Here is a 24,819-nt window from a genome sequence, read left to right as displayed (position 1 = left end):
AAGGTTAAACTTGTGAAATCAAGCTATTTTCCCTAATTTGCAAGACGCAAAATAAATGAACATATGTCGATTGAAATTACCCGTCTTTTTGACTTTCCCTATTATCAACAAGAAACTTATAACTTAAAAAAAGCATTTACAACCAAATACGATGGTGAGTGGAAATCAATATCTACTAACGAATATATTGATAAAGCAAATACTATTAGTAGAGGTTTATTACGTTTAGGTGTGCAGCCTAACGATAAGATTGCTGTAATTTCAACAAATAACCGTACTGAATGGAATATTTGTGATATTGGTATTTTACAAACTGGTGCACAAAATGTACCTATTTATCCTACAATTTCTAAAGAAGATTACGAATATGTTTTAAATCATTCTGAGGCTACTTATTGTTTTGTTTCTGATGAAGCTATTTTAGAAAAATTGAATAAAATAAAAGGAAATACTAAACTTAAAGAAGTATTTACTTTTAATGATATCGTTAATGAAAAAAGTTGGAACGAAGTTCTAGCACTTGGTGAAGATAAAAGTAATCAAAATGAAGTTGAAGAGCGTAAAAAAGCGGTTACTTCAGATAGTTTAGCTACTTTAATTTATACTTCTGGTACAACCGGAAAACCTAAAGGCGTAATGTTGTCTCATGGAAACATTGTTTCGAACGTATTATCTAGTGAAAAAAGAGTGCCGTTGTTATATGGACAAGAGCGAGGTTTAAGTTTTTTACCTATTTGTCATATTTTTGAACGCATGATATTATATTTATATCAATATTGTGGTGTTTCTATATATTTTGCAGAAGCAATTGATAAATTGAGTGAGAATGCTCAAGAAGTCAAGCCTCACGTAATGACCGCTGTACCTAGGTTGTATGAAAAGATTTATGATAAAATATATACTAAAGGAACTGATTTAAAAGGTATCAAAAAGATGTTATTCTTTTGGGCTATCGATTTAGGTCTTAAATACGAACCATACGGTGCTAACGGTTGGTGGTATGAAAAACAATTAAGTATTGCTCGTAAATTAATTTTCTCTAAATGGCAAGCTGCTTTGGGAGGAGAATTAAAATTAATGGTTTCAGGTTCTGCCGCATTACAACCACGTTTAACAAGAATGTTCGCTGCTGCAGGTATGCCTGTTATGGAAGGCTATGGTCTTACTGAAACATCTCCTGTTATTAGTGTAAATGATGTTCGTAATAATGGTTTTAGACCAGGAACGGTTGGTAAAGTAATTGACGGAATAGATTTAAAATTTGCAGATACAGGTGAGATTTTAGTAAAAGGAGCTAATGTAATGCTAGGTTATTATAAAGATCCTGAAAAAACAGCGCAAGTTATTAAAGATGGCTACTTTTATACAGGTGATAAAGGAGAAGTATCTAAAGATGGTTTCTTAAAAATTACTGGTCGTACGAAAGAAATGTTTAAAACTTCTGGAGGTAAATATGTAGTTCCGCCTTTATTAGAAGGAGAATTAGTACAATCACGTTTTATTGAACAAATTATGGTTATTGGTGAAGGTGAAAAAATGCCAGCAGCATTAATTCAGCCAAATTTCAGTTTTGTAAGAGAATGGGCAAAAAGACATGATCTTGATTTTAAGACTAACGATGATTTAATAAACAATCCAAAAGTAATTGAACGTATTCAAGAAGAGGTTTCTCTTTGTAATTCAAAATTTGGGAAATGGGAACAAATTAAACGTTTTGAATTAACACCCGAGGAATGGTCTATTGATGGAGGCCACCTTACTCCTACCATGAAAATGAAGCGTAAAATTATTAAAGAAATTTATAAAGATTTATACGATAAAATTTATAACTGTTAATATTATAAAGTGTTGTGAAAGCAACACTTTTTTCTTTTTAAATTATGAATAAGTTCATTTCTTTTACAAATGAGGTAAACTCACTTACTTTACCAAATAACTTTGATTATCCATATAATTATACTCCTAATTTAATAGCTAAAATAGCCGCAAAGGAGCTACAAGAATACTTAAAAATACAAACTGACTTCTCGCATGATTTCGGTTTAGATACTACTGATAACAAAAATGCTTCAGGCAAAATGTTTGGTGTATTAGTTGTTAAAAATAGTAAAGGTGTTTTGGGTTATTTAGCAGCTTTTTCTGGTAAAATTTCAGAGAGTACAACACATAATCATTTTGTTCCGCCAGTTTATGATGCTTTAAATAAACAAAATATTTTATTAGAAGTAAAAGAAAAACATAAACAGATTAATCAAATACTTGATAATTTAAAAAATAGTGCGCCTTATTTAACTACTAAAAAACAGTATCTTAAAAAGAAATTACAACATGAGTCTTTAATAATTGATGAACAAACGAAAATTAAAGAACGAAGAAAAGAAAGAAAAAATCAAGGGAAACAGAACAATCAACTTAATATAAATGAGGAATTTTATATTCGTGAATATGAAGTTTATTTAAATAATAAAGTAGCTTCTTTAAAAAAAAAATACACAGAATATAACCAGCAAATAATTCAACTAGAAGAAGAATTAATAGCAGTATCAGCATCTGGAAAACAACAAATACTTAAACAATACCTGTTTTTAAATGCCAAAAATGAAACTAAAAACTTATTAGATATATTTAACGATTCTGCACAAAATATTCCTAGTAATTCAGGTGATTGTTGCATTCCTAAGTTATTACAATATGCTTTTTTACATAACTTCACTCCTATTTGTATGGCGCAATTTTGGTGGGGAAAACCACTAGCTACTGCGGTTCGAAAACACAAATACTATTACACCGCATGTACTACCAAATGCAAACCTATATTAAATCATATGCTTAAAGGTTTAAATGTTAATGAAAATCCTTTATTAGTACAGCTTCAAGAAAAAAAAGAGCTAAAAATTATATTTGAAGATGATTCTTTAATGGTAATTAATAAACCTTGTGGATTATTATCTGTACCTGGAAAAGAAATTCAAGATTCTGTATACCTTCGTATAAAAAAAATGTTTCCTAATGCTACTGGTCCGTTAGTTGTGCATCGCCTAGATATGGCTACGTCTGGTATATTACTAATTGCAAAAAATATAGAAACATATAAAGCTTTACAAGTTCAATTTGTAAATAGAATAATAAAAAAACGATACGTTGCATTATTAGATGGTATACTACCAAATAAAAAAGGTGAAATTAACTTGCCTTTAAGAGTAGATTTAAATGATAGACCAAAACAATTAGTTTGCAATGATCATGGAAAACCTGCTCGTACAAAATGGGAAGTAATTGAAGTTAACAACAACAAAACAAAAGTATATTTTTACCCCATTACTGGTCGTACACATCAATTACGTGTTCATGCTGCACACAACTTAGGTTTAAATACAGCAATTATTGGAGATGATTTATATGGTGCCTCATCTGATAGGTTACATTTACATGCCGAAAAAATAGGTTTTAACCACCCTGTTTCTAAAAAATGGATTGAATTTACAGAACCTGTTAATTTTTAACTGAAATTATTCCTTTTTTAGCTTTTATTCTTTTTTATAATAGCTACATAAAGTTATACTTTCTTAACGTTTAGAAAGTATAATGCACAGTTCGGAAAGTATTTCTACTCATCCAATCATTTTAATATATTTTTAAAAGATTGAAATAAATATATTTTGAATAAGAAAAACTATGAAATTTACATCTACCTGCTTAACGATATCAAACACAGAACTTAAAAAACATAAGGAAGCTACAACTATATTAAAAGAAGCAAAATCTATATCAAAAAAAATGGGCATTATTGATGATGATCTATACAAACATCACACAACAATGACTAATTATCTATATATTAATGCTCCTATAGATAAAATGATTAATGCTGTTGTTACCTATGATGTTTTATATTTTATTGATGATTTTTTTGGTGAAGATACTAGTAATGAAGTACAAGCTGATTTTAAAATGATATTCGATATATGGACAGGAAAAACACAATATAAGTGTAGTTCTAACTCTAAAATTGATAGACTTTACAAATCAATATCTTATATAAGTGATATCATAAAAAAAGATAGTCCGTCTTATTTTTTTAATAAATATACACAATCAATAGCCGAGCATTTGTCTTATTCTTTAAAAGCTATTCCCTACACAACTGTTGATGAATATATTGCTATAAGACTATATACTGGAGGAATGTTTCCTGTAATCGATTTAATTGAATACATACACTCAATTTATATATCACCAGAAATAATAAACAAAGTTCCTTCAATAATAAAATTACGAGAACAATGTGCTTTAATTGGGGCGCTATCAAACGATCTTTTTTCTTACGCTAAAGAAAAGCATAGCAATTACAATTTAATTAACGCATATCTTATTTCTAATGAAGCTGAAAATTACTACGATGCAGTAGATAAATCAATTACTAAAGTAAATACTATTCATACTGAATTTGAAACTACTTTACAACAAACATCTCAAGAATGTATTTTATTAGCTCCATTGCATCAATCTATTGTTTTAAAATACATTGATGCTTTAAATGTTATTATTTCAGCTAGTTATCATTGGCAAAAAAGCACCAAACGATACGAGCATTCCGAAAATGTATTTGAAGATATGAAGCTATAAAATTATGCTACATATTTTGTTTTCTTTAAAGTACTTAAAATAATAAATGATATTAAAAAGAAAACAGCTAAACAAAGTACACTCCATTGCATTGAATTAGTAATTGAATTTAATAATCCAAATAAAAACATACCAATAACAATCGCTATCTTTTCAGTAACATCATAAAAACTAAAATAGGTAGCGTGGTCTTCAGTTTCTGGCAATAGTTTAGAATATGTAGATCGGGTTAATGATTGAATAGCTCCTTGTACTAAACCTAATATACCTCCTAATCCGTAAAAATAAAGCGTTACATTTTCTTGTTTTTCATCTAACATAAATGCTACAAAACAAACCAACATCCATATAGCAATTGTAACTTTTAAGGCCGTAAAATTACCATATTTATCAGAAAATCTAGAAAAGAAAAATGCTCCAAAAATAGCAACTATTTGTACTAATAAAATAGTAGCTATCATATTTGTAGATTCTAATCCTAATTCGGAAGATCCAAAAATAGCAGCCATTAAAATAATCGTTTGCACGCCAATACTTAAAAAGAAAAAAGCTACTAAAAAGCGTTTTAATACAGGATAATTTAAAACTTCTTTAAAAACAATTTGTAACTCCCTGTACCCTTTCCATATATAATCGTTATCAGGTTGTTTGTTATAAATATCATCTGGTAATTTACGAAAAGTTACTTGTGCAAATCCAATCCACCAAATTCCTACCATTACAAAAGAAAACCTTGACGCATTTGAGGAAGCTATTCCCTTTGCTTCATCTATTGCTTTTCCAATTTCTAATTCAGTTCCATTTGCTTTTATATATTCACTTATGCTTATATCAAAACCGAATACTTCAGGAAACATAATCATCCCTAAATTTATTAACAATAAAATTATAGAACCTACATATCCATGAATAAAACCTTTTGCACTCGCTCTATCTTGTTGTTCAGGAAATGCTATTTCGGGTAAATAAGCATTGTAAAAAACCCAACTTGCCCAAAAACCTATGCTCGCTAAAATAGTAAACAAAATACCTACCCATACGGTATCTACTCCTTCAAAAAAATACAATGCTGCTACTGATAAACCTCCCATCCAACAGAAAAACTTCATAAACTTCTTCTTACTTCCGGTATAATCAGCAATACCTGATAAAATTGGAGAAATAATTGCTACAATTAATAATGAAAAGGCAATTGCATAGGTATATAAGCTATCTGGGTGCTCCCAATTTATACCTAAAAATGAAACAGTTTTATTATCTGTTATAGCACTATAATATAGCGGAAATACTGCAGTACTAATTACCAATGAATATACCGAGTTTGCCCAATCATAAAATGCCCAAGCATTAATTAACTTCTTATCTCCTCTCTTATACATATATCTTAATTAAAAAAACCGCTCAAAAAATTGAACGGTTTGCAATATAATATAAATATTTATCTCTTTATTTTTTTCCAGGCACATTGTATTTAGCAGCTAGTTGTCTTGCTTCTGGCAAATAAGCTCTAAGTGTTTGTATACGAGTTTGATTAGATGGGTGTGTACTCATAAATTCTGCTGGTGCTTTTTTTCCTTTTGTACGTTCACTCATTCTTACCCATACTTCAGCAGCTTCAACACCGTTATAACCTGCCATAAGCATAAATACTAATCCTAACTTATCAGCTTCTGTTTCATGACTTCTACTAAAAGGTAACATTACTCCTACTTGAGATCCTAAACCATAAGCCATGTTAAAAACTTTTGCATTCTTACTGTTTCTTGTTCCTAGAGCTACTGCGGCCCCACCAAGTTGTTGTAATTGTCCTGTAGACATACGTTCTTGCCCATGTTTAGCAAAAGCATGTGCAACCTCATGTCCCATTACAGCAGCTACCCCATCTTCATTTGCACAAATTGGTAATATACCTGTATAAAAAACTACTTTCCCTCCTGGTAAACACCAAGCATTAACTGTTTTATCATCAACTAAGTTAAATTCCCATTTATAAGAATTAGCTTCAGAAACCATTCCGTTTGCTCTCATAAAACGATCAACTGCTTCAGAAATTTTCTTACCAACTCTTTTAATTTGATTTGATTTAGTAACGCTTTTAGATAATTTATTCTTTTCTAAAAAACCTTTATACTGTGCAAAACTAGCTGGTAATACTTGAGCATCATTTACAAAATTAAGTCGTTTTCTACCAGTAATAGGTACTGTACTACATTCTACTAAAAATACAGCTAAAAATACTAAGGCTATGATTCTTTTCATTATTTAATGTTTTTATTAAAATAGGGTTATGTAATTATGACACAAATAAAATAAAATGTCACATATTAATTAACATTATTAAGTTTAAATTTACAAATTATATCTTTATCTAAAAATCAATTTTCATGAATTTTAATAATTCAAACATATTTCCTCCAAGCATAGTTATACCAAAACCGATTATAGCGTTGGCTAAATTCACACAATTTTTCTCTACACGCTTAACTGCAAAATTTGGTGCGAAAATTTTCATAACTCCTATTAAATTCTCAACTCCTAAAAGAGAAAGTGTTATGTTAGAGAGTGCTCAAAAAAAGATAATTAATATACCTTCTATTTCAAAAGAAATTAAAGTTTTATCTTATGGTTATTCAAAAAAGAAAGTTTTACTAGTTCATGGTTGGGCTGGTAGAAGTACTCAATTATACATGATTGCAGACAAACTATTAGAAAAAGGGTATATGGTTATTTCTTTTGATGGCCCTGCGCATGGAGAATCTTCAGGAAAAACAACTGCAATGCCCGAATTTATAGATACAATTAGTGAAATTGATAAACAATTTGGTCCTTTTGAAGCTGCTGTAGGACATTCTTTTGGCGGAATGACCTTATATAATAGTGTTGCTACTAATTTTAATATTAAAAAATTAGTTACTGTTGGTGCTGCTGATAAAATTTCTGATGTTATTTTAAATTTTACAAAGAATTTAAAAACAAAACCAATTGTTGCGAAAAAAATTAAAAAAAGATTCGATAAAAGGTGGCAACAAGATATTGATTCTCATTCATCAAGTATTGTTGCTAAAAAAATAAAAATACCTACTTTAATTGTTCATGATTCTAATGATGGTGATGTTCCTGTAAGTTGTGCTATAAATATTCGTCAAAACTTACAAGAGGGCAAACTTATAATCACAAAGGGTTTAGGACACACTAAAATACTTCGTAATAAAAAAGTTACCTCAGAAATTGTAACCTTTATTACTCAATAAACATGAAAAAAATTTTATTTGTAGTTGTTTTAACGATACTTGCTAATCATTTAGGAAACGCACAAAGCAAAAAAAAGTACAAAGTTTCAAAAACAAATAAAGAATGGAAAACTCTTTTAACAAAAAAACAATACTATGTTCTTAGAGAAGCTGGTACCGAACACCAAAACTCAAGTCCATTAAATAAAAATTATAGCAAAGGAATTTATGTTTGTGCAGCCTGTAAGACTCCTCTGTACGAATCTAAACATAAATATAATTCAGGTTCTGGTTGGCCGGCTTTTGATAGGGCTATAAAAAAGAATGTTGAATTAGATGTAGATTATAAAATTGGCTATGCTCGTACCGAATTAAAGTGTAATACTTGTGGTGGTCATTTAGGGCATTCTTTTAATGATGGTCCAAGAGCTACTACTGGTAAACGTCATTGTATTAATGGAGCTGCATTAAAGTTTATACCTAAAAAATAATTTATTTAAAATAACGTAACTTAGAGCTGACTAAAATCAGCTTTTTTTTATGGATACTTCATACTTATCAAGTGTAAAAAAACAATTTGAATACTATAAACTTTTAGGTAATAAAACTTTTAATCAACTAGATAATGATCATTTTTTTAGACTTTTAAATAATGAAGGTAATTCTATAGCAATTATCATAAAACATATTTCAGGTAATATGCTTTCTCGTTGGACAAATTTCTTAACTGAAGATGGTGAAAAAGAGTGGCGTAATAGAGATGATGAATTTGTAAATTCATTTACAACCAAAGAAGAAGTTATTGGCTATTGGGAGATCGGATGGAAATGTTTATTTGAAGCCTTAAATAGTATAAATAACACTAATTTTGAGACAGTTGTTTATATCAGAAACCAAGGACATACGATTACCGAAGCTATAAATAGGCAATTGTGCCATTATTCATATCATATTGGTCAAATAGTATTCTTAGCTAAGTTATTGTTAACTAAGAATTGGCAAACACTTTCTGTAGCTAAAGGAACTTCTAAAGAATACAATGCTAAAAAATTTAGTATAGAAAAGTCACGTAAACATTTTACGGAAGATTTATAATAATTAAAAGATTTACGAATGGATAAAGAGGCTATAATTTCTGTATTAGAAGAAAAACATCAACAATTGTTTAATTGGATAAAAGATCAACCGGAAGTTTTTTTTACTAATGGCCCTGATAATAAATGGACCGCAGGACAACACATAGTTCATTTAGTAGATTCTATAAAAAAAGTAAATAGCGCATTAAACTATCCTAAGTTTTTATTACGATATAAATTTGGTAAAGCAAATCGTGAAGTTCGCTCTTACAACGAAATTGTTAAACGATATCAAGACAAACTTTTAAAAAATAAAGAGAAAGCTAAAATGTTTAATATTAATGTTAAAATGCCTTCAGAAAAGAATCTTTTTCAATTAATATCAACACTTAAAATACAAAACAAAAAACTACAATATAAAACGCAACACTTTAAGAATAAAGATTTAGATACATTAATTCTTCCACATCCATTAATGGGAAAAATGCCCATTCGAGAAATTATTATGTGGACAGCTTACCACACCGAACATCACACAAATATTTTAAAAGAGAATCATTAATTTAAATTTTCTACTTTTAAAATAAGAATTCAAATAAACTGTACCTAAAAAAATACTGCATCTAACAACAAAATTATTATATTTGTCACTCTAAAAATGAAGCCGATACATGTTTAATAATTTAAGTGAAAAGTTAGATAAAGCGTTACATACGCTTAAAGGACACGGAAAAATTACTGAAGTTAATGTTGCAGAAACTCTAAAAGAAGTTCGTAGAGCCTTATTAGATGCCGATGTTAACTTTAAAATTGCTAAAAACTTTACTAAAACAGTACAACAAAAAGCCATAGGACAAGACGTTTTAACTACGTTAAACCCTGGCCAATTGATGGTAAAATTAGTTAAAGATGAATTAACTGAATTAATGGGTGGTGACACTGTTGGTATTAATTTAGGTGGTTCACTTAGTGTAATTTTAATGTCTGGTTTACAAGGATCTGGTAAAACTACTTTTTCTGGTAAACTGGCTAGCTACTTAAAAGCTAAAAAATCTAAAGAAGTATTATTAGTTGGTTGTGATGTTTATCGTCCTGCCGCTATTAATCAATTACAAGTTGTTGGAGAACAAATTGGTGTTGAAGTTTATGCTGAAGTAGAAAATAAAAATCCAGTTGAAATTTCTTTAAATGCTATTAAGCATGCAAAAGCAAATGGTAAAAATGTAGTTATTATTGATACTGCAGGTCGTTTAGCTGTTGATGAAGAAATGATGACCGAAATTTCTAACATTCACAAAGCTGTAAATCCACAAGAAACATTATTTGTTGTAGATTCTATGACAGGGCAAGATGCTGTAAATACAGCAAAGGCTTTTAATGATATCTTAAATTTTGACGGTGTAGTACTTACCAAATTAGATGGTGATACTCGTGGTGGAGCTGCATTATCTATTAAATCTGTAGTTAATAAACCTATTAAGTTTATTGGTACTGGTGAGAAGATGGATGCTATTGATGTATTTCACCCAGATCGTATGGCTGATCGTATTTTAGGTATGGGAGACGTTATCTCTTTAGTAGAACGTGCCCAAGAACAATACGATGAAGATGAAGCAAGAAAATTACAAAAGAAAATAGCGAAAGATCAATTTGGTTTTGATGACTTTTTAAGTCAAATTCAACAAATCAAAAAGATGGGTAGCATGAAAGATTTAGTTGGAATGATTCCTGGAGCTGGTAAAGCTTTAAAAGATGTTGATATTGACGATAATGCCTTTATAGGTATTGAAGCAATTATACAATCTATGACTCCATTAGAAAGAAGTACTCCTACTACAATTAACGCAAGTCGTAAAAAAAGAATTGCTAAAGGTTCTGGTACATCGGTACAAGAAATAAATCAATTAATGAAGCAATTTAACCAAATGAGCAAAATGATGAAGATGATGCAAGGTGGTGGCGGAAAAAAAATGATGCAAATGATGCAAGGAATGAAATAATATAAAAGAGAAGCGAAAGCTTCTCTTTTTAGATATACACAACTATAAACAAGAACCAACAACATAACAACAAATGATTTTACTAGACGGTAAAAAAACATCAGCTGACATTAAAGAAGAAATTGCTCAGGCTGTATCAGAATTAAAAGCTCAAGATAAAAAAACACCACATTTAGCTGCTGTAATTGTTGGTAGTGATGGTGCTAGTTTAACTTACGTTAATGCAAAGGTAAAAGCATGTGATCGTGTAGGTTTTGAATCTTCTCTAATAAGACTTCCTGAAGAAACAACTGAAGAGGAATTGTTAAATGAAATTGCTATTTTAAATATTGATAATGATATCGATGGTTTTATAGTACAATTACCACTACCCGACCATATAAATGAGCAAAAAATTTTAATGGCTATAAATCCTGATAAAGATGTTGATGGGTTTCACCCTACTAATGTTGGTAAAATGGCTTTAAACTTACCTACATTTATTTCTGCAACACCGTTTGGTATCTTAGAACTGTTAGATCGTTATAATGTTGAAACTAGTGGTAAACACGTAGTTGTTATTGGTCGTAGTCATATTGTTGGTAGTCCTATGAGTATTTTACTAGCCCAAAAAAGAAAAGTTGGTAATGCTACTGTAACATTAACACATAGTAGAACTAAAAATTTAAAAGAAATTACTTTACAAGCAGACATAATTATTGCTGCAATCGGGATTCCTGAATTTTTAAAAGCTGATATGGTTAAAGATGACGTTACTGTTATTGATGTAGGAATTACTCGCGTTGCTGATGCTTCTAAAAAGAGAGGTTTCCGCTTAGTTGGTGATGTTGCTTTTAAAGAGGTTTCTGAAAAATCAGCCTTTATTACTCCAGTTCCTGGTGGTGTAGGACCAATGACAATAGCAATGTTATTACAAAATACATTACTCGCTTGTAAAAGAAACGATTCATAAAAAACACTCAATTATAAGAGTATTATATAAATAAAAAGGAGGTCTATTTACTAGACCTCCTTTTTTTATTACATTTAACTATTGTATTCTTAATCTAAGAAATAGATATTATATTTCAAAGATATTCTATCATACTCTCCACCATAATACCCATCAATAGCATTTAAAAATTCAAATGAACTACCATCGTTATTTTTTGGTACAGAAATTAACTTATTACGACTATCATAACCTGTCCACTCTTTCTTTTCTGCATTATATTCATATATAATAGCAGCAGTACCACCATCTTTTTGAACTACATAACTATCATCTGCTTCACCAGCAACTGATACAACTCTAAAGCGTTCACCATTTACCTGATCTACATCAAAATCGATAGACTTACTACGATTCCAAATATTTTTTGTGGTATTAAATTTATAAAAATCTCTTACCCAATGCTCATTACTAAAGCCCCAATTAATAGAAGAACCTATACTGTACCAACTATTTGTAGCTTTATTAAACTTTTGTACACTTAATGTTCCAAATAATTCTAAACCAGAAGTACCATGATCGTACCCCCAATAATTAGTAGAAACTGTTAGTGGATTAAATCGTACTTTTTTTCTACTAACAAGTTCACAATCTCTTTGTATATACTTAACATTACTTACAACCTTAAAAGGAGAGTTATTAGATACATAATTTACTTTATAAGAAATAGGGTATCCTGGGTTTGTTCTAGATACATTCGCTCCTTCTTTTAAGAAAGTATTAATAGCTTTTAAATCACCTGCCATTGCACTTAAGCCTGCAGTTATTCCAGGTTGTGCATCACCACCTATTTGTTTTACTTTTACTGTAGTGTTTTGTAATGTTTGATTATACTTTGTAGAAACATCAGCATTAACAGAACCTATAGCTCCTTTGTATGCAAAATTTAATGCCGCTGACACATCTCTAGCACTTTCTGATGATTCATAAATTAAAGAAAATAATCTACCATACGTTATAGACTCGATATAAGAAGCTGGATTCATATTTACATTTGAAACATTATCCTTATAGTCTGTTACATAATTAGTAAGATCCTCTGGAGTTACACTAGTATTAAACCAACCTCTATCTCCTATTAATTCAGCCTTAGGTGTTACTGTAGCAGTAAAAAAACGTTGTTTTAACGAAACTACATAACGTGTTTTTTTATCACTAAAATTAATTCCTAATTGACCAGCAACATCAACTCCTGATCCTGAATAACCAGCTTTTAAAGCAAATTGTAAATCACTTGAGTTATGAACTCTTTCTATAGAAACTTCAAATGCTGCCGGAAAACGTGCTCCTGAATCATAGTAGTTTCCTAAAATTCTATTCAACTCGTTTCTTACAGAGCCTGGTGTTGGATTTGGAACAACTGTAGATGTTGATGCAGATGTACCTGATATAACATCTAAACCTATCTCTATTGAGTTTCTATCTTCACCATAAAACGGAACAGACGTTGGTGCTCCATCTTGAATAGACCTTGCTCCTACTACATTACCTGGCCATAATAAGCTTCCGTTTGGATTAATCAGAAAAAAATCTGAGTCCGTTTTATCAAAGCTTACCTCTTTCTCTACACAGTTTGTTTCAACCTCAGACCTTAGACTTCCATTTTGTTGGGTAATCTCTTTAATTATTAGATTACTAATTCCGTCAGGAATATCCTCATTTAAAAATTGACTTTTAGATGCTTTTAAACTTTTATTATCAAAAGCCTCTTCTTCATTACACGATACTAGCATTGTTAAACATAATGCAAGTATTTTAAAACCTGTATATCTCTTCATATTGAAAATATATTTATATGCGTTAATTAAAATTTATTTGAAATAAAAATAAGGAACAAGTCAGGTTAACCGATTGTTTTAAACAGTATTACACCAAAGAAAATCACACCTTTTTATCATATCTCTTAGTAACGAAATATAAATAATATAGGGTGTTTAAACAGCTAAATGACATATTACAAAATTATATGATTCATTATGCAGTTCGATTGCACTCAGGGGATATGCTATCTCTTATTTTCTAGTAATAAAAACCATAATTATAAATGACTAGTATATCATATTTAAGGTTAAATTACTTGTTGTAGCAATTTACACTTTCATCACTAATAAACTATCTATAATCATTATAAATTACAATAAAAACCATAAACACTTGTAATCAATTCATTAAATACAATTTCCACTTAAAAAACTATGTAATATAGAAAACCTCCTCTTTTAAATTTGCTATTTTCATGAAATAAACGGGCAGAAAAACTCCTTTCAACAACTATTTCGCACCAAACCAATTAGTAATTCAACATCATATTCCTTAAATTTCCACTAAAAACATCAATAAAATCAAAAAAAAATAAATTAACACCAAAAGCAACACCATTAAGATGATTATTTATCAGCACCAACACCCAATAATTCGTCATAATAATCATAAAAAAAAACTATCTTAATTTTTACATTAAGGTAGTTTATATACTCTTCATTTAACTATGTTAGCAATTACTCGAAAACGGTACTAGTTACAAATTAGATACTATCGATTACTTTATAATAAGATAATTTATTATCAATGACCTTTACTAATTTTACCAAAAGAGATAAAATAACAGCATCAATTATTGATTGCACCTAATTCATTAATGTTAGGATTAGAAGGTAAATAAAGAATACTAATTGTGTTATTTTTTTTCCCATACCTTTTCTTACCTTCTTCAGAAAGAGTTACAGTTTTATTACCTGTATACTTTTTTCCTTTAACATAAAATACATAATATAAAGAATTACGTGACCTTGGTTTACTTTCAATACGAATAATTTTTCCTTGTTTTAACTTTCCTTTACTAGAAAGTATTGAAGTTTTATAAAAACTATAACTTAAAGAAGTTATAAAAACCATAACAATTATAACTAAAAAAATACTCCCTTTTTCTTTTTCTATAAAACTCTTCATTTGTTCTTTTTAAAATGGACTTTCCCAACCTTTTTCTCATAGGTCTGGAACCATTCCTTTGTTTATACACCATGCAGGTAATAATTTGCAATAGCAACTCCCCCCTTCCTTAACTTTAAATTATTATTACCAGTTAAAATTATCTTATAAATTAATTCTATTAAATTCTCATTTACCATTACAAGTCGCTTTTATATTTTTCGTTTCTTACTAGTTTTACTTAAATACTTGTCATTAACGCTAACGCTCAAATGTCAAAGTGTGTGGACGGGTATTTTTATTTGCTTACTCTTTATTTTAAAAGTAGAATTTGGATTTTCTTCGAGGTAATCAAAATGATCAATTGGATCAAAATCAAATATAATTAATCCATTTTCTTCTTTTAGTAGAGCATCTTTAATCACCATTTTATTGTCTGCATTATAAGGCTCTATCAAAATAAACTCCTCAATTTCTTTCATAATTAATTTAACTTTTTCATAGGAGAAATTATTCTCCACATTAATACATGATAATGTTAATTCAATATATGACTTTGAGTTATCGATATTATAATTATATAATATATTTACAAGTAATGAATCAGAAAATTCTCTATATTTATTTAATACGTTTCTTATCATTTAAATTTTATTTTAAATAATCCCAAGGCATAAGGACAAAGAGGATATGATTTTCTGGTAAATGACCAGACGCTTAAATACCAGGAGTTGTAGACATCAGGGAAATTTATTTGGATCGACTAACATAGAGAAATAACCATAGCTAACATTTTCAATTCCTTTTAATTTAAAAATACTTTTCGTCAAATTAAGCTCTAATTTCTTTATTTTTTCTTTAGATAAATTACGAAAGTTTAAATTTTTAATTTTTTGATTATCTATTTTAAAAAAGATTTGCCTATATTCTTTGTCCAAACCCAACTCGTGAAAAACTATTTTTTTTCTATCTTTATTTATATAATTAGATTCAACATCCTTAACACAATTAAGTATTTTGTTTTCAAATGGTTTCTTAATTTTTTTACCATCTAAATTTAAGAATAATTTTTTCCTTCTAAAATAACTTCCATTATACAAAAAATTATTATTTGTATTTTTATATTCAAATAATACTAAATCATATTGTTTAAAACTTCCGATAAGGTAATCAAAAAAAGACTGTTTATTAAATATATATGAACCCGATTCATCTATTGAATTATAAGGTAAATATTTTAAATGATTATCTTTTTTATCTTTTCCAAAAGTGTAAAAAATATATTTAGTATTGTCTTTTGATTTAACAACTCTATATCCATTTCCAAATACTTCTTCTTTCATATTTTCTTTAAAATATGAATTTAATCTTTCTAAATGAGTCTTTTTTGTCAAGTCTTCTTCTGCTGTGTAATAAAAAAAATCAAAAACATTCTTTTTAATTTCAACTGACTCTTTATTTATTTTTTTATAGGTAAGACTATAATCAAAATATTTTATTAAAAGCAAAAAAACTATAAATACTAGAAAAACATAAAATATTTTCTTTACCATATTAAACAAAATTTAAATATGTTCATTATTTATAAATAGAACTCATCTTTTTAAAATGAACTTTAACAGCATTGTAAAAAATACTTTTTACCTACTAGATATGCTTTCACTTAAAACAACCTATATACTACAATACTAATAATTCAGAGATATAATCTTAGCTTACCTTCTAAAAGATTAAAAGAAAGAATTTATCTCAGTTTCTGTTTCCAATTCAACAGCTATTTTATCTTTTTGAAATAATCTAGCAGTTAAGTTTCCTTTTAAAGTTATTGAAGTTCCATTAACCGCTAACCAACTTCCTTCTCTCAAACCTAAAACCGAAGTTGTATTAAATACGTGATACTCCTTTATTCTCGTTTCACGTGTTTCTCCCATGTGAGTAGAACCTTCAATCGGATCTAAATAATGAGCATTAATGTTAAAAGTAATAAACTCCAATGTTTTAAAACTTGGTGGATATACTATTGGCATATCATTCGTATTCATCATAGTAACACCGCAAATATTACTCCCTGCACTTGTACCAAAATATGGTGTTCCGTTTTCAACAACTTCTTTTAAAGTCTCAATTATATTATTTTTATATAATTGGTTAACTAACTCAAAAGTATTTCCACCACCTGTAAAAATAGCTTCAGCTTCTTCTAATGCTTTTATAGGGTTTTCAAATTCATGAATTCCCTTTACTTTTTTATCTATTTTTATAAAAGAGTTTCGTGCTATGGCTGTGTATTCGTCATAACTAATTCCACCAGGTCTTGCAAACGGAATAAATAAAATAGTGTTCACTTTATTGAAAAAAGTAGACAATGTTGGTAATATATATTCTAGATAATCACTTCTGTGAACTGTTGATGTACTCGCTATTATTAGTTTTTTCATTTAACAAAATTTTATATTGAACAAACATATTAAAAAGATAGATTTGCATGAAATTTTATCAATAAAAACATGAAAAAATTAATCTTATTATTTGTTTTATCTATTGCGTTTATTTCTTGTTCAGATTCAGATGATTATGATACTGTAAACATACAAAAATCTGATTTAGTAGGTAAATGGAAACTTGTAGCTCAAACATCAAAAACTAAACAAACCATTGTTAAACAAAGTGTATCTACAACCTCATATATAAACGGCTTAGGTAAAGATTTTAACTTTACAATTACTTTTATAGAAAATCCAAACACGTCAACAACTCAAGGAGTATATACGCTCGTATCAACAAATGTTATCCCTAGTCAATCATTTAATACCCTAGGAGAAACAAATACTACATTTGGTCAATCAAATACAACACAAGATCAATCTGGTATCACTCAAGAGACTCATTTAAATACAATTGATGGTTTCGATTCTATTAACTGGAGCTTAAATGGAGGTAATATATCATTACTCAGTAGAGATAATAAATCTATACCTGTACAAGTAATCGGTTTTACTGGTGCTACATTAAAGTTAAGAGTTAAGTTTGATGAAACTCAAAAATTCTCAAATACAACTATTAAAACATCTCGTGAGCTCATTATAACATTAGAAAGATAGTAATTAGAATATTACTATATGAAAGCTTCACTATTTGTGAAGCTTTTTTATACCTAATTATTGTTTGGAAGTTACAAATGATATCATTTAACAAAATTTTACAAAACCCTTAAAACATTTTTAAGACCATTAGGTAGTTTCTTTGTAATATGAAGAAACTATTACTTTTATTCCTTTATTTAACAACTTTAATTGCTATATCTCAAAACAACACTAAAATTGTTACGGGACATATATTTTTAGATAGCTTAGCTATAGAAGATGTTCATATTATTAATAAAAAACTAGATATTGGAGCAGTTTCTAATAAAGATGGATCTTTTGAAATACTAGCTTCAAAAGGAGATATTTTAATTATTTCACATTTAAATTTTGAATATAAAGAGCATATAATTACAAATGATGATTTAAAATCAACAAATGTTAACATTCATTTAAATAGCAAAAATTATATGCTAGATGAAATAGTTCTTAAAAAAAAGAGAGGCATTTTTGATGTTGATAAGGATATATTATTATACAATGCTCCTACTGTGAATGCTAAAACATTAAACTTACCATATGCTAATAGCAAAAAACCGAAAAAAGAAGGAACCTTAAAACTTGAATCAGGAGTTTCTGTAAGTATATCAGGATTAATTAATGCTTTAAATGGAAAAACAAAACAGAAAAAAATACTTCGAAAAATTAAAATAGAAGATAAAAACCTATTACAGATTAGAAAACACTTTACTGATGGTTTTTTTGTTTATCAATTAAAAATAAAAAAAGAAAATATTAATTCATTTTTAGAGCATTGTATTTCTAAAGGAATTATTAATTTATACCATAAAAATAAATTACTAGAACTTACTACTGTTTTACTAGATAATAGTAAAAACTCCCCTTACCTTATTAATAGAGATAACACAAGAGTAACTCAAAAATAATTGTATGAGACAAAAATTACTTTTTCTTCTTATACTTTTTGGAAGTATCTTAAAATCTGTGTCCCAAAAACATCAAAAATTCTTATACGGAGTTGTAAAAGATAAAATTGGGGTTGTTACCAATGCACACATAATAAACCTAAATACAAATAAAGGAACGTTTACCAATGAGCTTGGAGAATTCAGGATTTTAGTCAAAAAAAATGATTCATTACATATATCTTTTATAGGTTATAAAACAACATCTTTCATGGTAAAAGACAATCATTTTGGAATGGTACAAAACAGTTTTATCTTAAAAAAAGAAACCTATGAATTAGATGAAGTTGTTTTAAAAAAGCATAATTTATTAGGGAACATAGCACTTGATATTAAGCAAACTCCTGATGATAAGGTTTCTTATATGACGGATAAAATTTTAGATGGAATAAAGGATATTAATATGTCGAAAGTTAATACAGATATTGATGATATTGACAGAATGAAAGCTCCAGTAATAAATATAAAACCACCAAATTTTTACCAAGGAGTTACGTTATTTAATTCAAATTGGTTAAACAAAAGCAAAAAAAACATTCCCCCTAAAAAAACAGATAACCTAGAAAAAAGAACTCAATTACCTTTAGAAATTATTAGTCTATTAGGTAAACAAACATTTACTAACGAATTTAAAATTCCTGAAGATAAAATTCATGAGTTTATAGATTATTGTAATAATAGAAATTTAGAACATTTATTTTATCAAAAAAAAATAATTACAATAATCACCATATTTAAAGAGGAAAGTCCAAAGTTTTTAAAAGCTATTAAAAATGAATAAAATCTCACTAATATTTCTTTTTATCATTCCTATCACTATAAAAGCGCAGCAAAAAAGGCAGTTTTTATATGCTAAAGTTCACGATAAAATAGATAAGGTTTGCAATGCACACATAATTAACCTAAATACAAAACAAGGGACTTTTACCAATGAGTTTGGAGAATTTAGAATTTTAGCAAAAAATAATGATTCATTACGAATATCATTTATTGGTTATAAAACAGCCATCATTATTATAAAAAACAACCATTTTGGAATGTTAAAAAACACCTTTATTTTAGAAAAGGAAACCTATGAATTAGATGAAGTTGTTTTAAAAAAACATAATTTATTTGGTTTTTTATCAAGAGATATGAAGCAAACTCCAGATGATGTTGCTATTGTTAAATCAAAAAGTGCTTTCGATTTTTCTATGATTGATTTTGAAAAAAAAGTTATTTCAAAAACTGATGCAATTGATAGATCAAAAGCTCCAAACATGCGAAAAGAAACTGACCCTACAGCTAAATTTGCAGGTGTAGGTGGTAGTTTTGGTGCTGGAATTGATGGATATGCCGAAGAAAAAAGAAGACTTAGAAGAGAAATTAAATTCAAAGAAAAATTCCCAAAAATGTTGATTTCAGAATTTGGTAAAAGTTTCTTTTTTAAAGATTTAAAAATTCCTGAAGAAAAGTATCTTCACTTTTTAGAATATTGTAATCCTTTACAAATAGAAAAATTATATAAAAATGGTAAAGTATTACAAGTCATAAAAATATTGCAACAAGAAAGTAAAAGCTATCTAAAAATTATAAATTTACAAGAATGAACAAATATCTATTCTTTTTTATTTTCCTTGTTTCTTTTTTTAAAACCCAATCGCAAGAAAATAGATCTTTTTTATATGCCACTGTAAAAGATAAAATTGGCCCTGTAATTAATGCACATATTTTAAATAAAAACACAAAACAAGGTACTTTTACTAATGAAAATGGAGAATTTAGAATTTTAGCAAAAAGTAACGATCGTTTACAAATATCGTTTGTGGGTTATGAAACAAGTATTTTTAATATAGAGATTAAACATTTTGGAATACAAAAAACAATTTTTGAATTACTTAAAACTAACTACGAATTAGATGAAGTTACTATAAAGCAGAATAATCTGTTAGGTTATTTATCTGCTGATAGTAAAAATATTAAAACTGAAAAGAAAATAAATGCACAAACATTAAAATTACCGTATGCAGGCTCTAGGATAATGACTCCTGCTGAAAGAAGGTTACGTACAGCATCTGGTGGTTTTGGAATTCATCCTTTATTAAATTGGATTTCTGGAAGAACAAAGAGATTAAAAAAACTCAAAATTATTGAAGATTTAGAACTTAAAATTAATCAAATCAAAAACACTTATCATTTACAGATTATAAAAGAATTAGATATAAATGAAACAGATATTTATCGTTTTATTTATTATTGTGAGTCTGATAAAAATTTTATTAAGGCCTACAACTCAAGTGATATAAATATGATTCGTTTTTTAAAAAACAAAGCCGAAACCTTTAAAAAACTAAATCCTGAAAATTATAATTAACTGATAACTAGTATTTATCTAGAAAAATGCATAAATTAGTAGAGCATCATTCTAAATAAAATACAGTCATGAAAAACTTTTTACTAATACTTGTTTTATTATCACAGGTTGTTTTTTCGCAACAAGAACGAAAAACTATATTCGGAATTATTTATGGCCCTAACGGCGTACTAGAAAACGCACATATTGTTAATTCCTATACACATCAAGCCACTTTTTCAAATAAAAAAGGTGAGTATCGAATTTTTGCTAAACCTAACGACTCTATAAAATTTACTTCAATAGGTTATAAAACAATTTCTGAAACACTTACAAAACAAGATTTTAATACTTATATAAAACTAGTAACCCTAGAAAAACAAGATTATAAATTAGATGAAGTTTTAATAAAAAACAACGAACTTTCTGGTGAACTTGCCAAAGACTTAAAGAAAGTAAAAACCAATTTAAAACAAGAACCAATAGCTAAAGCTACTGATTTTACTGAAATAGATCTTAAAAAAAAATTCACAAATGATTATATCAATACAAAGGTAAAACCCAATATTGTAAGCGCAGATCCTACAACAGCATTTGAGGGAGTAGGAACTACAATACTTATCCCTTTTAAAGACTCTAAAAAGGTACAGAAGTCACCAAATAATTGACATTATAAAGAATTACTTACCTACATTTTTTTACCGAATCAGATAAAACATTACCACTTTATAAAATATTGTACCCTTTTATAAAGTGAAAAATATTATCAAAAAAACGCACTTAAAATTGTTAAAATTTTAAGAAAAGAACATTTAAATTATCTTAAAATGATAGCAAAAGAGTAATTTGGTCGGATAATTGGTATTATCAAAATATGAAAAAAGCTTTAATATTATTTTTTATCCTTCCGTTATTATCTTTCGGTATTCACAAATACTATATTTCGTTAACAGAAATCGCTTATAAAGAAAAAACAAAATCAGTTCAAATGATTATGAATGTTTTTATGGATGATATAGAAACAGCTATTAATAAAGATTATAAAGTAAACCTACAACTCACAACTAAAGACGAGTTAAAAAAAACAGATAGTCTTTTCTTAAATTATTTAAATAAACACTTTAAAGTTAAAATTAATTCTAAGGAAGTAAACTATCGTTTTATAGGTAAAGAATACGATGGTGATATTGTCTATTTTTATTTAGAAATTGAAAATGTGCTTAATCCAAAGTCTATTGAAATTGAAAATGATGTACTTATAGAACATTTCCCAGAACAACAAAATCTAGTTAAGGTATCTCTAAAAGATCAGCGAAAGAGTTTATTCTTAGATAAAAAAAATGATAAAGGTTTGTTAAAATTTTAACATTATATTATTATCCTTCCTACTTATTCTTACTTTTAAAAATTACTAACAACAACTTTATAAATGAAAAAAAACATTCTATTCGTTTTTTCTCTTTTATTTGCTGCTACGACTGGTTTTTCTCAGAGTACTCAACAAATAACAAAGAAAGGGCATGTAAACCAAAACAAATTTAGACAGTTAAAAGACGTCTTAGCAACACCAAATAATCAACATACAGCTTCAGGTGCTCCTGGTAAAGGGTACTCTCAACAAAAAGTTGATTACTCGATGGATATCATTTTAGATGATGATAACGCAAAAATTACAGGTAAAGAAACAATAACATACCACAATAATTCTGATGATGAATTAACTTATTTATGGGTACAATTAGACCAGAACGTTCGTGCATCTGATTCTAAAACACCAGATGTAAGTACTAGTAAAATTCCTAAGAAATTAAGTAAGAGATGGTATGATAGAGTTTTTCCTGAAAAATCATTTGATGGTGGTTTTAAAATAACGAGTGTTACCAACAGTGATGGCAGCAAATTATCACACACTATTAATCAAACAATGATGCGTATTAATTTATCAGAACCTTTAGCTTCTGGTAAAACTTTTAAATTTAATATAGCTTGGTGGTATAATATAAATAACCACAGAACACAAGGTGGTAGATCTGGTTACGAACTATTTCCTGATGGAAATAAAAACTATGTAATTGCACAATTTTACCCAAGGTTATGTGTATATGATAATGTAGAAGGTTGGCAAAATGATCAGTTTTGGGGAAGAAGTGAATTTGCATTAGAATTTGGTGATTTTAATGTAAATATTACAGTTCCTACAGATCATATGTTAGGCGCAACAGGGGTTTTATTAAATGAAAAAGAAGTTTTAACTAAAAAACAACTGAAAAAGTTAGCTAAAGCAAAAAAATCTTTTGATAGAATTGTTTTAATTCACCCGCAAGAAGATGCAGAAAAGGTAGAAAAAAAGCGTGCTAAAAACACCAATACCTGGAAATTTAAAGCTACAAACGTAAGAGATTATGCTTTTGCTACTTCTAGAAAATTTATTTGGGATGGTATGGCTGTAGACATAAATGGTAGAACTGTTATGGCGTATTCTTTCTATTCTAAAGAAGCAAACCCTCTATACGGAGATCATTCTACAAAATCAGTAGTACAAACATTAAAAACATACTCAGAATACACATTTGATTATCCTTATCATAAAGCAATTTCTGTAGATGGACAAATGGGAATGGAATACCCACAAATTTGTTTCAATCCAGGAAGACCTGATCTTGCAGATGGTAAATATTCAGATAGACAAAAATATAGAACAATTGGAGTTACTATTCATGAAGTAGGTCATAACTTTTTTCCTATGATTGTAAATTCTGATGAGAGACAATGGACTTGGATGGATGAAGGTTTAAATTCGTACTTACAAATGTTAGCTATGATGGAATACGAAGAAGGATATCCATTAAGTAGAGGATTGCCTAAAAATATTGTAAAATATATGAGTGGTGATCAATCTAAAATTGCTCCTATTATGTCTAAAGGTGATAATGTATATAGCTTTGGTAACAATGCTTACGGTAAACCAGCTACTGCTTTATGGATTTTAAGAGAAACCATTATGGGTAAAGAGTTATTTGATCATGCTTTTAAAACATATGCTAAACGATGGAAATTTAAACACCCTACCCCTGCTGATTTCTTTAGATCTATGGAAGATGCATCTGCAATGGATTTAGATTGGTTTTGGAGAGGTTGGTTTTATACTACAGATGTAACTGATATTGGTATAAAAGGTGTTAAGAAATTTTATGCTAATAAGAATACTGATGGTTCAGTTAATTTTAATGAAGATACTGCCAATGGCTTAGGATATGCTAAGAAACATAATAAGTATCATTATGAAATTACCTATAACAAACCAGGTGGTTTAGTAATGCCTATAATTGTTCAGTTTACTTATAAAGACGGAACTAAAGAAAGAAAAACATATCCAGCTCAAATTTGGAGACTTAATGATAAAGAAATTAGTAAAGTTTTTTCATCTGATAAAGAAATACAGAGCATAGCTATCGATCCAGATTTAGAAACTGCTGATGTAGATACTTCAAATAATAGCTGGCCTAAAAAGACAACAACTAAATTTGATAAATTTAAAAATAAGATTAAAGGTTAAAAACTTTAGTT

Annotated in this window: 24 protein-coding genes; 17 read left to right on the top strand and 7 right to left on the bottom strand. The window is 28.3% G+C overall.

Features of this window, described 5'->3' with window-relative positions:
* Nucleotides 1-63 precede the first annotated feature (63 nt).
* The 3 genes from H518_RS0110320 to H518_RS0110310 all read left to right on the top strand — a co-directional run bounded on the left by H518_RS0110320 (nucleotide 64) and on the right by H518_RS0110310 (nucleotide 4,626).
* On the top strand, nucleotides 64-1,836 hold the full coding sequence (locus H518_RS0110320) for an AMP-dependent synthetase/ligase (protein ID WP_028888973.1): 1,773 nt from the start codon (nucleotides 64-66) through the stop codon (nucleotides 1,834-1,836).
* Nucleotides 1,837-1,880: 44 nt separating this feature from the next.
* Nucleotides 1,881-3,503 (top strand): RluA family pseudouridine synthase, encoded by a 1,623-nt coding sequence (locus H518_RS0110315; RefSeq protein ID WP_028888972.1) that lies wholly within the window; start codon nucleotides 1,881-1,883, stop codon nucleotides 3,501-3,503.
* A gap of 172 nt (nucleotides 3,504-3,675) precedes the next feature.
* Entirely contained in the window at nucleotides 3,676-4,626 is a 951-nt protein-coding gene (locus tag H518_RS0110310; protein ID WP_028888971.1) for a terpene synthase family protein, read from the top strand.
* A gap of 2 nt (nucleotides 4,627-4,628) precedes the next feature.
* On the opposite strand, the gene H518_RS0110305 is transcribed toward H518_RS0110310, so the two are convergent.
* Nucleotides 4,629-6,005: an MFS transporter gene (locus H518_RS0110305; protein WP_028888970.1), complete on the bottom strand. Its 1,377-nt coding sequence runs from the start codon at nucleotides 6,003-6,005 to the stop codon at nucleotides 4,629-4,631.
* Between the two features lie 67 nt (nucleotides 6,006-6,072).
* Nucleotides 6,073-6,885, bottom strand: a complete 813-nt coding sequence (locus H518_RS0110300) for a M48 family metallopeptidase (protein ID WP_028888969.1) — start codon at nucleotides 6,883-6,885, stop codon at nucleotides 6,073-6,075.
* 125 nt (nucleotides 6,886-7,010) lie between these two features.
* Here H518_RS0110300 and H518_RS0110295 point away from each other — a divergent pair, with 125 nt between their 5' ends.
* The 6 genes from H518_RS0110295 to folD all read left to right on the top strand — a co-directional run bounded on the left by H518_RS0110295 (nucleotide 7,011) and on the right by folD (nucleotide 11,884).
* Entirely contained in the window at nucleotides 7,011-7,877 is an 867-nt protein-coding gene (locus H518_RS0110295) for an alpha/beta fold hydrolase (RefSeq protein WP_028888968.1), read from the top strand.
* 2 nt (nucleotides 7,878-7,879) lie between these two features.
* Nucleotides 7,880-8,347 carry a peptide-methionine (R)-S-oxide reductase MsrB gene (gene msrB, locus H518_RS0110290; protein WP_028888967.1) on the top strand — a complete coding sequence of 156 codons (468 nt, stop codon included), beginning with the start codon at nucleotides 7,880-7,882 and terminating at the stop codon, nucleotides 8,345-8,347.
* Nucleotides 8,348-8,396: 49 nt separating this feature from the next.
* The gene (locus H518_RS0110285; RefSeq protein WP_028888966.1) at nucleotides 8,397-8,951 is read left to right on the top strand and encodes a DUF1572 family protein; all 555 of its coding nucleotides are present in this window, start codon (nucleotides 8,397-8,399) and stop codon (nucleotides 8,949-8,951) included.
* 18 nt (nucleotides 8,952-8,969) lie between these two features.
* Entirely contained in the window at nucleotides 8,970-9,494 is a 525-nt protein-coding gene (locus H518_RS0110280) for a DinB family protein (RefSeq protein WP_028888965.1), read from the top strand.
* Nucleotides 9,495-9,603: 109 nt separating this feature from the next.
* Complete coding sequence (gene ffh, locus H518_RS0110275) at nucleotides 9,604-10,932, top strand: signal recognition particle protein (protein WP_028888964.1); 1,329 nt, start codon at nucleotides 9,604-9,606, stop codon at nucleotides 10,930-10,932.
* A gap of 73 nt (nucleotides 10,933-11,005) precedes the next feature.
* A complete protein-coding gene (gene folD / locus H518_RS0110270) occupies nucleotides 11,006-11,884 on the top strand; it encodes a bifunctional methylenetetrahydrofolate dehydrogenase/methenyltetrahydrofolate cyclohydrolase FolD (protein ID WP_028888963.1) in 879 nt (292 codons plus the stop codon).
* Nucleotides 11,885-11,973: 89 nt separating this feature from the next.
* On the opposite strand, the gene H518_RS0110265 is transcribed toward folD, so the two are convergent.
* From H518_RS0110265 to pepE, 5 genes are all read right to left on the bottom strand, one after another.
* Nucleotides 11,974-13,701 (bottom strand): thiol-activated cytolysin family protein, encoded by a 1,728-nt coding sequence (locus tag H518_RS0110265; protein ID WP_028888962.1) that lies wholly within the window; start codon nucleotides 13,699-13,701, stop codon nucleotides 11,974-11,976.
* Nucleotides 13,702-14,533: 832 nt separating this feature from the next.
* A complete protein-coding gene (locus H518_RS0110260; RefSeq protein ID WP_028888961.1) occupies nucleotides 14,534-14,872 on the bottom strand; it encodes a hypothetical protein in 339 nt (112 codons plus the stop codon).
* A 254-nt stretch (nucleotides 14,873-15,126) separates the two neighbouring features.
* The gene (locus H518_RS0110255; protein WP_028888960.1) at nucleotides 15,127-15,495 is read right to left on the bottom strand and encodes a hypothetical protein; all 369 of its coding nucleotides are present in this window, start codon (nucleotides 15,493-15,495) and stop codon (nucleotides 15,127-15,129) included.
* 96 nt (nucleotides 15,496-15,591) lie between these two features.
* The gene (locus tag H518_RS0110250; RefSeq protein ID WP_028888959.1) at nucleotides 15,592-16,404 is read right to left on the bottom strand and encodes a hypothetical protein; all 813 of its coding nucleotides are present in this window, start codon (nucleotides 16,402-16,404) and stop codon (nucleotides 15,592-15,594) included.
* 177 nt (nucleotides 16,405-16,581) lie between these two features.
* On the bottom strand, nucleotides 16,582-17,289 hold the full coding sequence (gene pepE / locus H518_RS0110245; protein WP_028888958.1) for a dipeptidase PepE: 708 nt from the start codon (nucleotides 17,287-17,289) through the stop codon (nucleotides 16,582-16,584).
* A gap of 69 nt (nucleotides 17,290-17,358) precedes the next feature.
* On the opposite strand from pepE, the gene H518_RS0110240 reads away from it, so the two are divergent.
* The 8 genes from H518_RS0110240 (at nucleotide 17,359) to H518_RS0110205 (ending at nucleotide 24,808) form a co-directional block, all read left to right on the top strand.
* Nucleotides 17,359-17,952, top strand: a complete 594-nt coding sequence (locus tag H518_RS0110240; RefSeq protein ID WP_028888957.1) for a hypothetical protein — start codon at nucleotides 17,359-17,361, stop codon at nucleotides 17,950-17,952.
* A gap of 149 nt (nucleotides 17,953-18,101) precedes the next feature.
* Nucleotides 18,102-18,881 carry a carboxypeptidase-like regulatory domain-containing protein gene (locus H518_RS19685; RefSeq protein ID WP_043706854.1) on the top strand — a complete coding sequence of 260 codons (780 nt, stop codon included), beginning with the start codon at nucleotides 18,102-18,104 and terminating at the stop codon, nucleotides 18,879-18,881.
* A gap of 4 nt (nucleotides 18,882-18,885) precedes the next feature.
* Nucleotides 18,886-19,701, top strand: coding sequence for a carboxypeptidase-like regulatory domain-containing protein (locus H518_RS0110230; protein ID WP_028888956.1), 816 nt, complete (start codon nucleotides 18,886-18,888; stop codon nucleotides 19,699-19,701).
* Nucleotides 19,694-20,509: a carboxypeptidase-like regulatory domain-containing protein gene (locus H518_RS0110225; protein WP_028888955.1), complete on the top strand. Its 816-nt coding sequence runs from the start codon at nucleotides 19,694-19,696 to the stop codon at nucleotides 20,507-20,509. Before H518_RS0110230 ends, H518_RS0110225 begins: the two co-directional genes overlap by 8 nt.
* Entirely contained in the window at nucleotides 20,506-21,273 is a 768-nt protein-coding gene (locus H518_RS0110220; protein WP_028888954.1) for a carboxypeptidase-like regulatory domain-containing protein, read from the top strand. The genes H518_RS0110225 and H518_RS0110220 overlap by 4 nt, the downstream gene beginning before the upstream one ends.
* Before the next feature lie 68 nt (nucleotides 21,274-21,341).
* On the top strand, nucleotides 21,342-21,920 hold the full coding sequence (locus H518_RS0110215) for a carboxypeptidase-like regulatory domain-containing protein (protein ID WP_028888953.1): 579 nt from the start codon (nucleotides 21,342-21,344) through the stop codon (nucleotides 21,918-21,920).
* Nucleotides 21,921-22,126: 206 nt separating this feature from the next.
* Nucleotides 22,127-22,618 carry a DUF6702 family protein gene (locus H518_RS0110210; RefSeq protein WP_028888952.1) on the top strand — a complete coding sequence of 164 codons (492 nt, stop codon included), beginning with the start codon at nucleotides 22,127-22,129 and terminating at the stop codon, nucleotides 22,616-22,618.
* A 63-nt stretch (nucleotides 22,619-22,681) separates the two neighbouring features.
* On the top strand, nucleotides 22,682-24,808 hold the full coding sequence (locus H518_RS0110205; protein ID WP_028888951.1) for a M1 family metallopeptidase: 2,127 nt from the start codon (nucleotides 22,682-22,684) through the stop codon (nucleotides 24,806-24,808).
* Nucleotides 24,809-24,819 lie beyond the last annotated feature (11 nt).

It is taken from the genome of Tenacibaculum ovolyticum DSM 18103, from assembly GCF_000430545.1.
Taxonomy (GTDB): domain Bacteria; phylum Bacteroidota; class Bacteroidia; order Flavobacteriales; family Flavobacteriaceae; genus Polaribacter; species Polaribacter ovolyticus.
The sequence above is the reverse complement of the archived record's forward strand: the minus strand, read 5'-3'. Positions and strand labels throughout refer to the sequence as shown.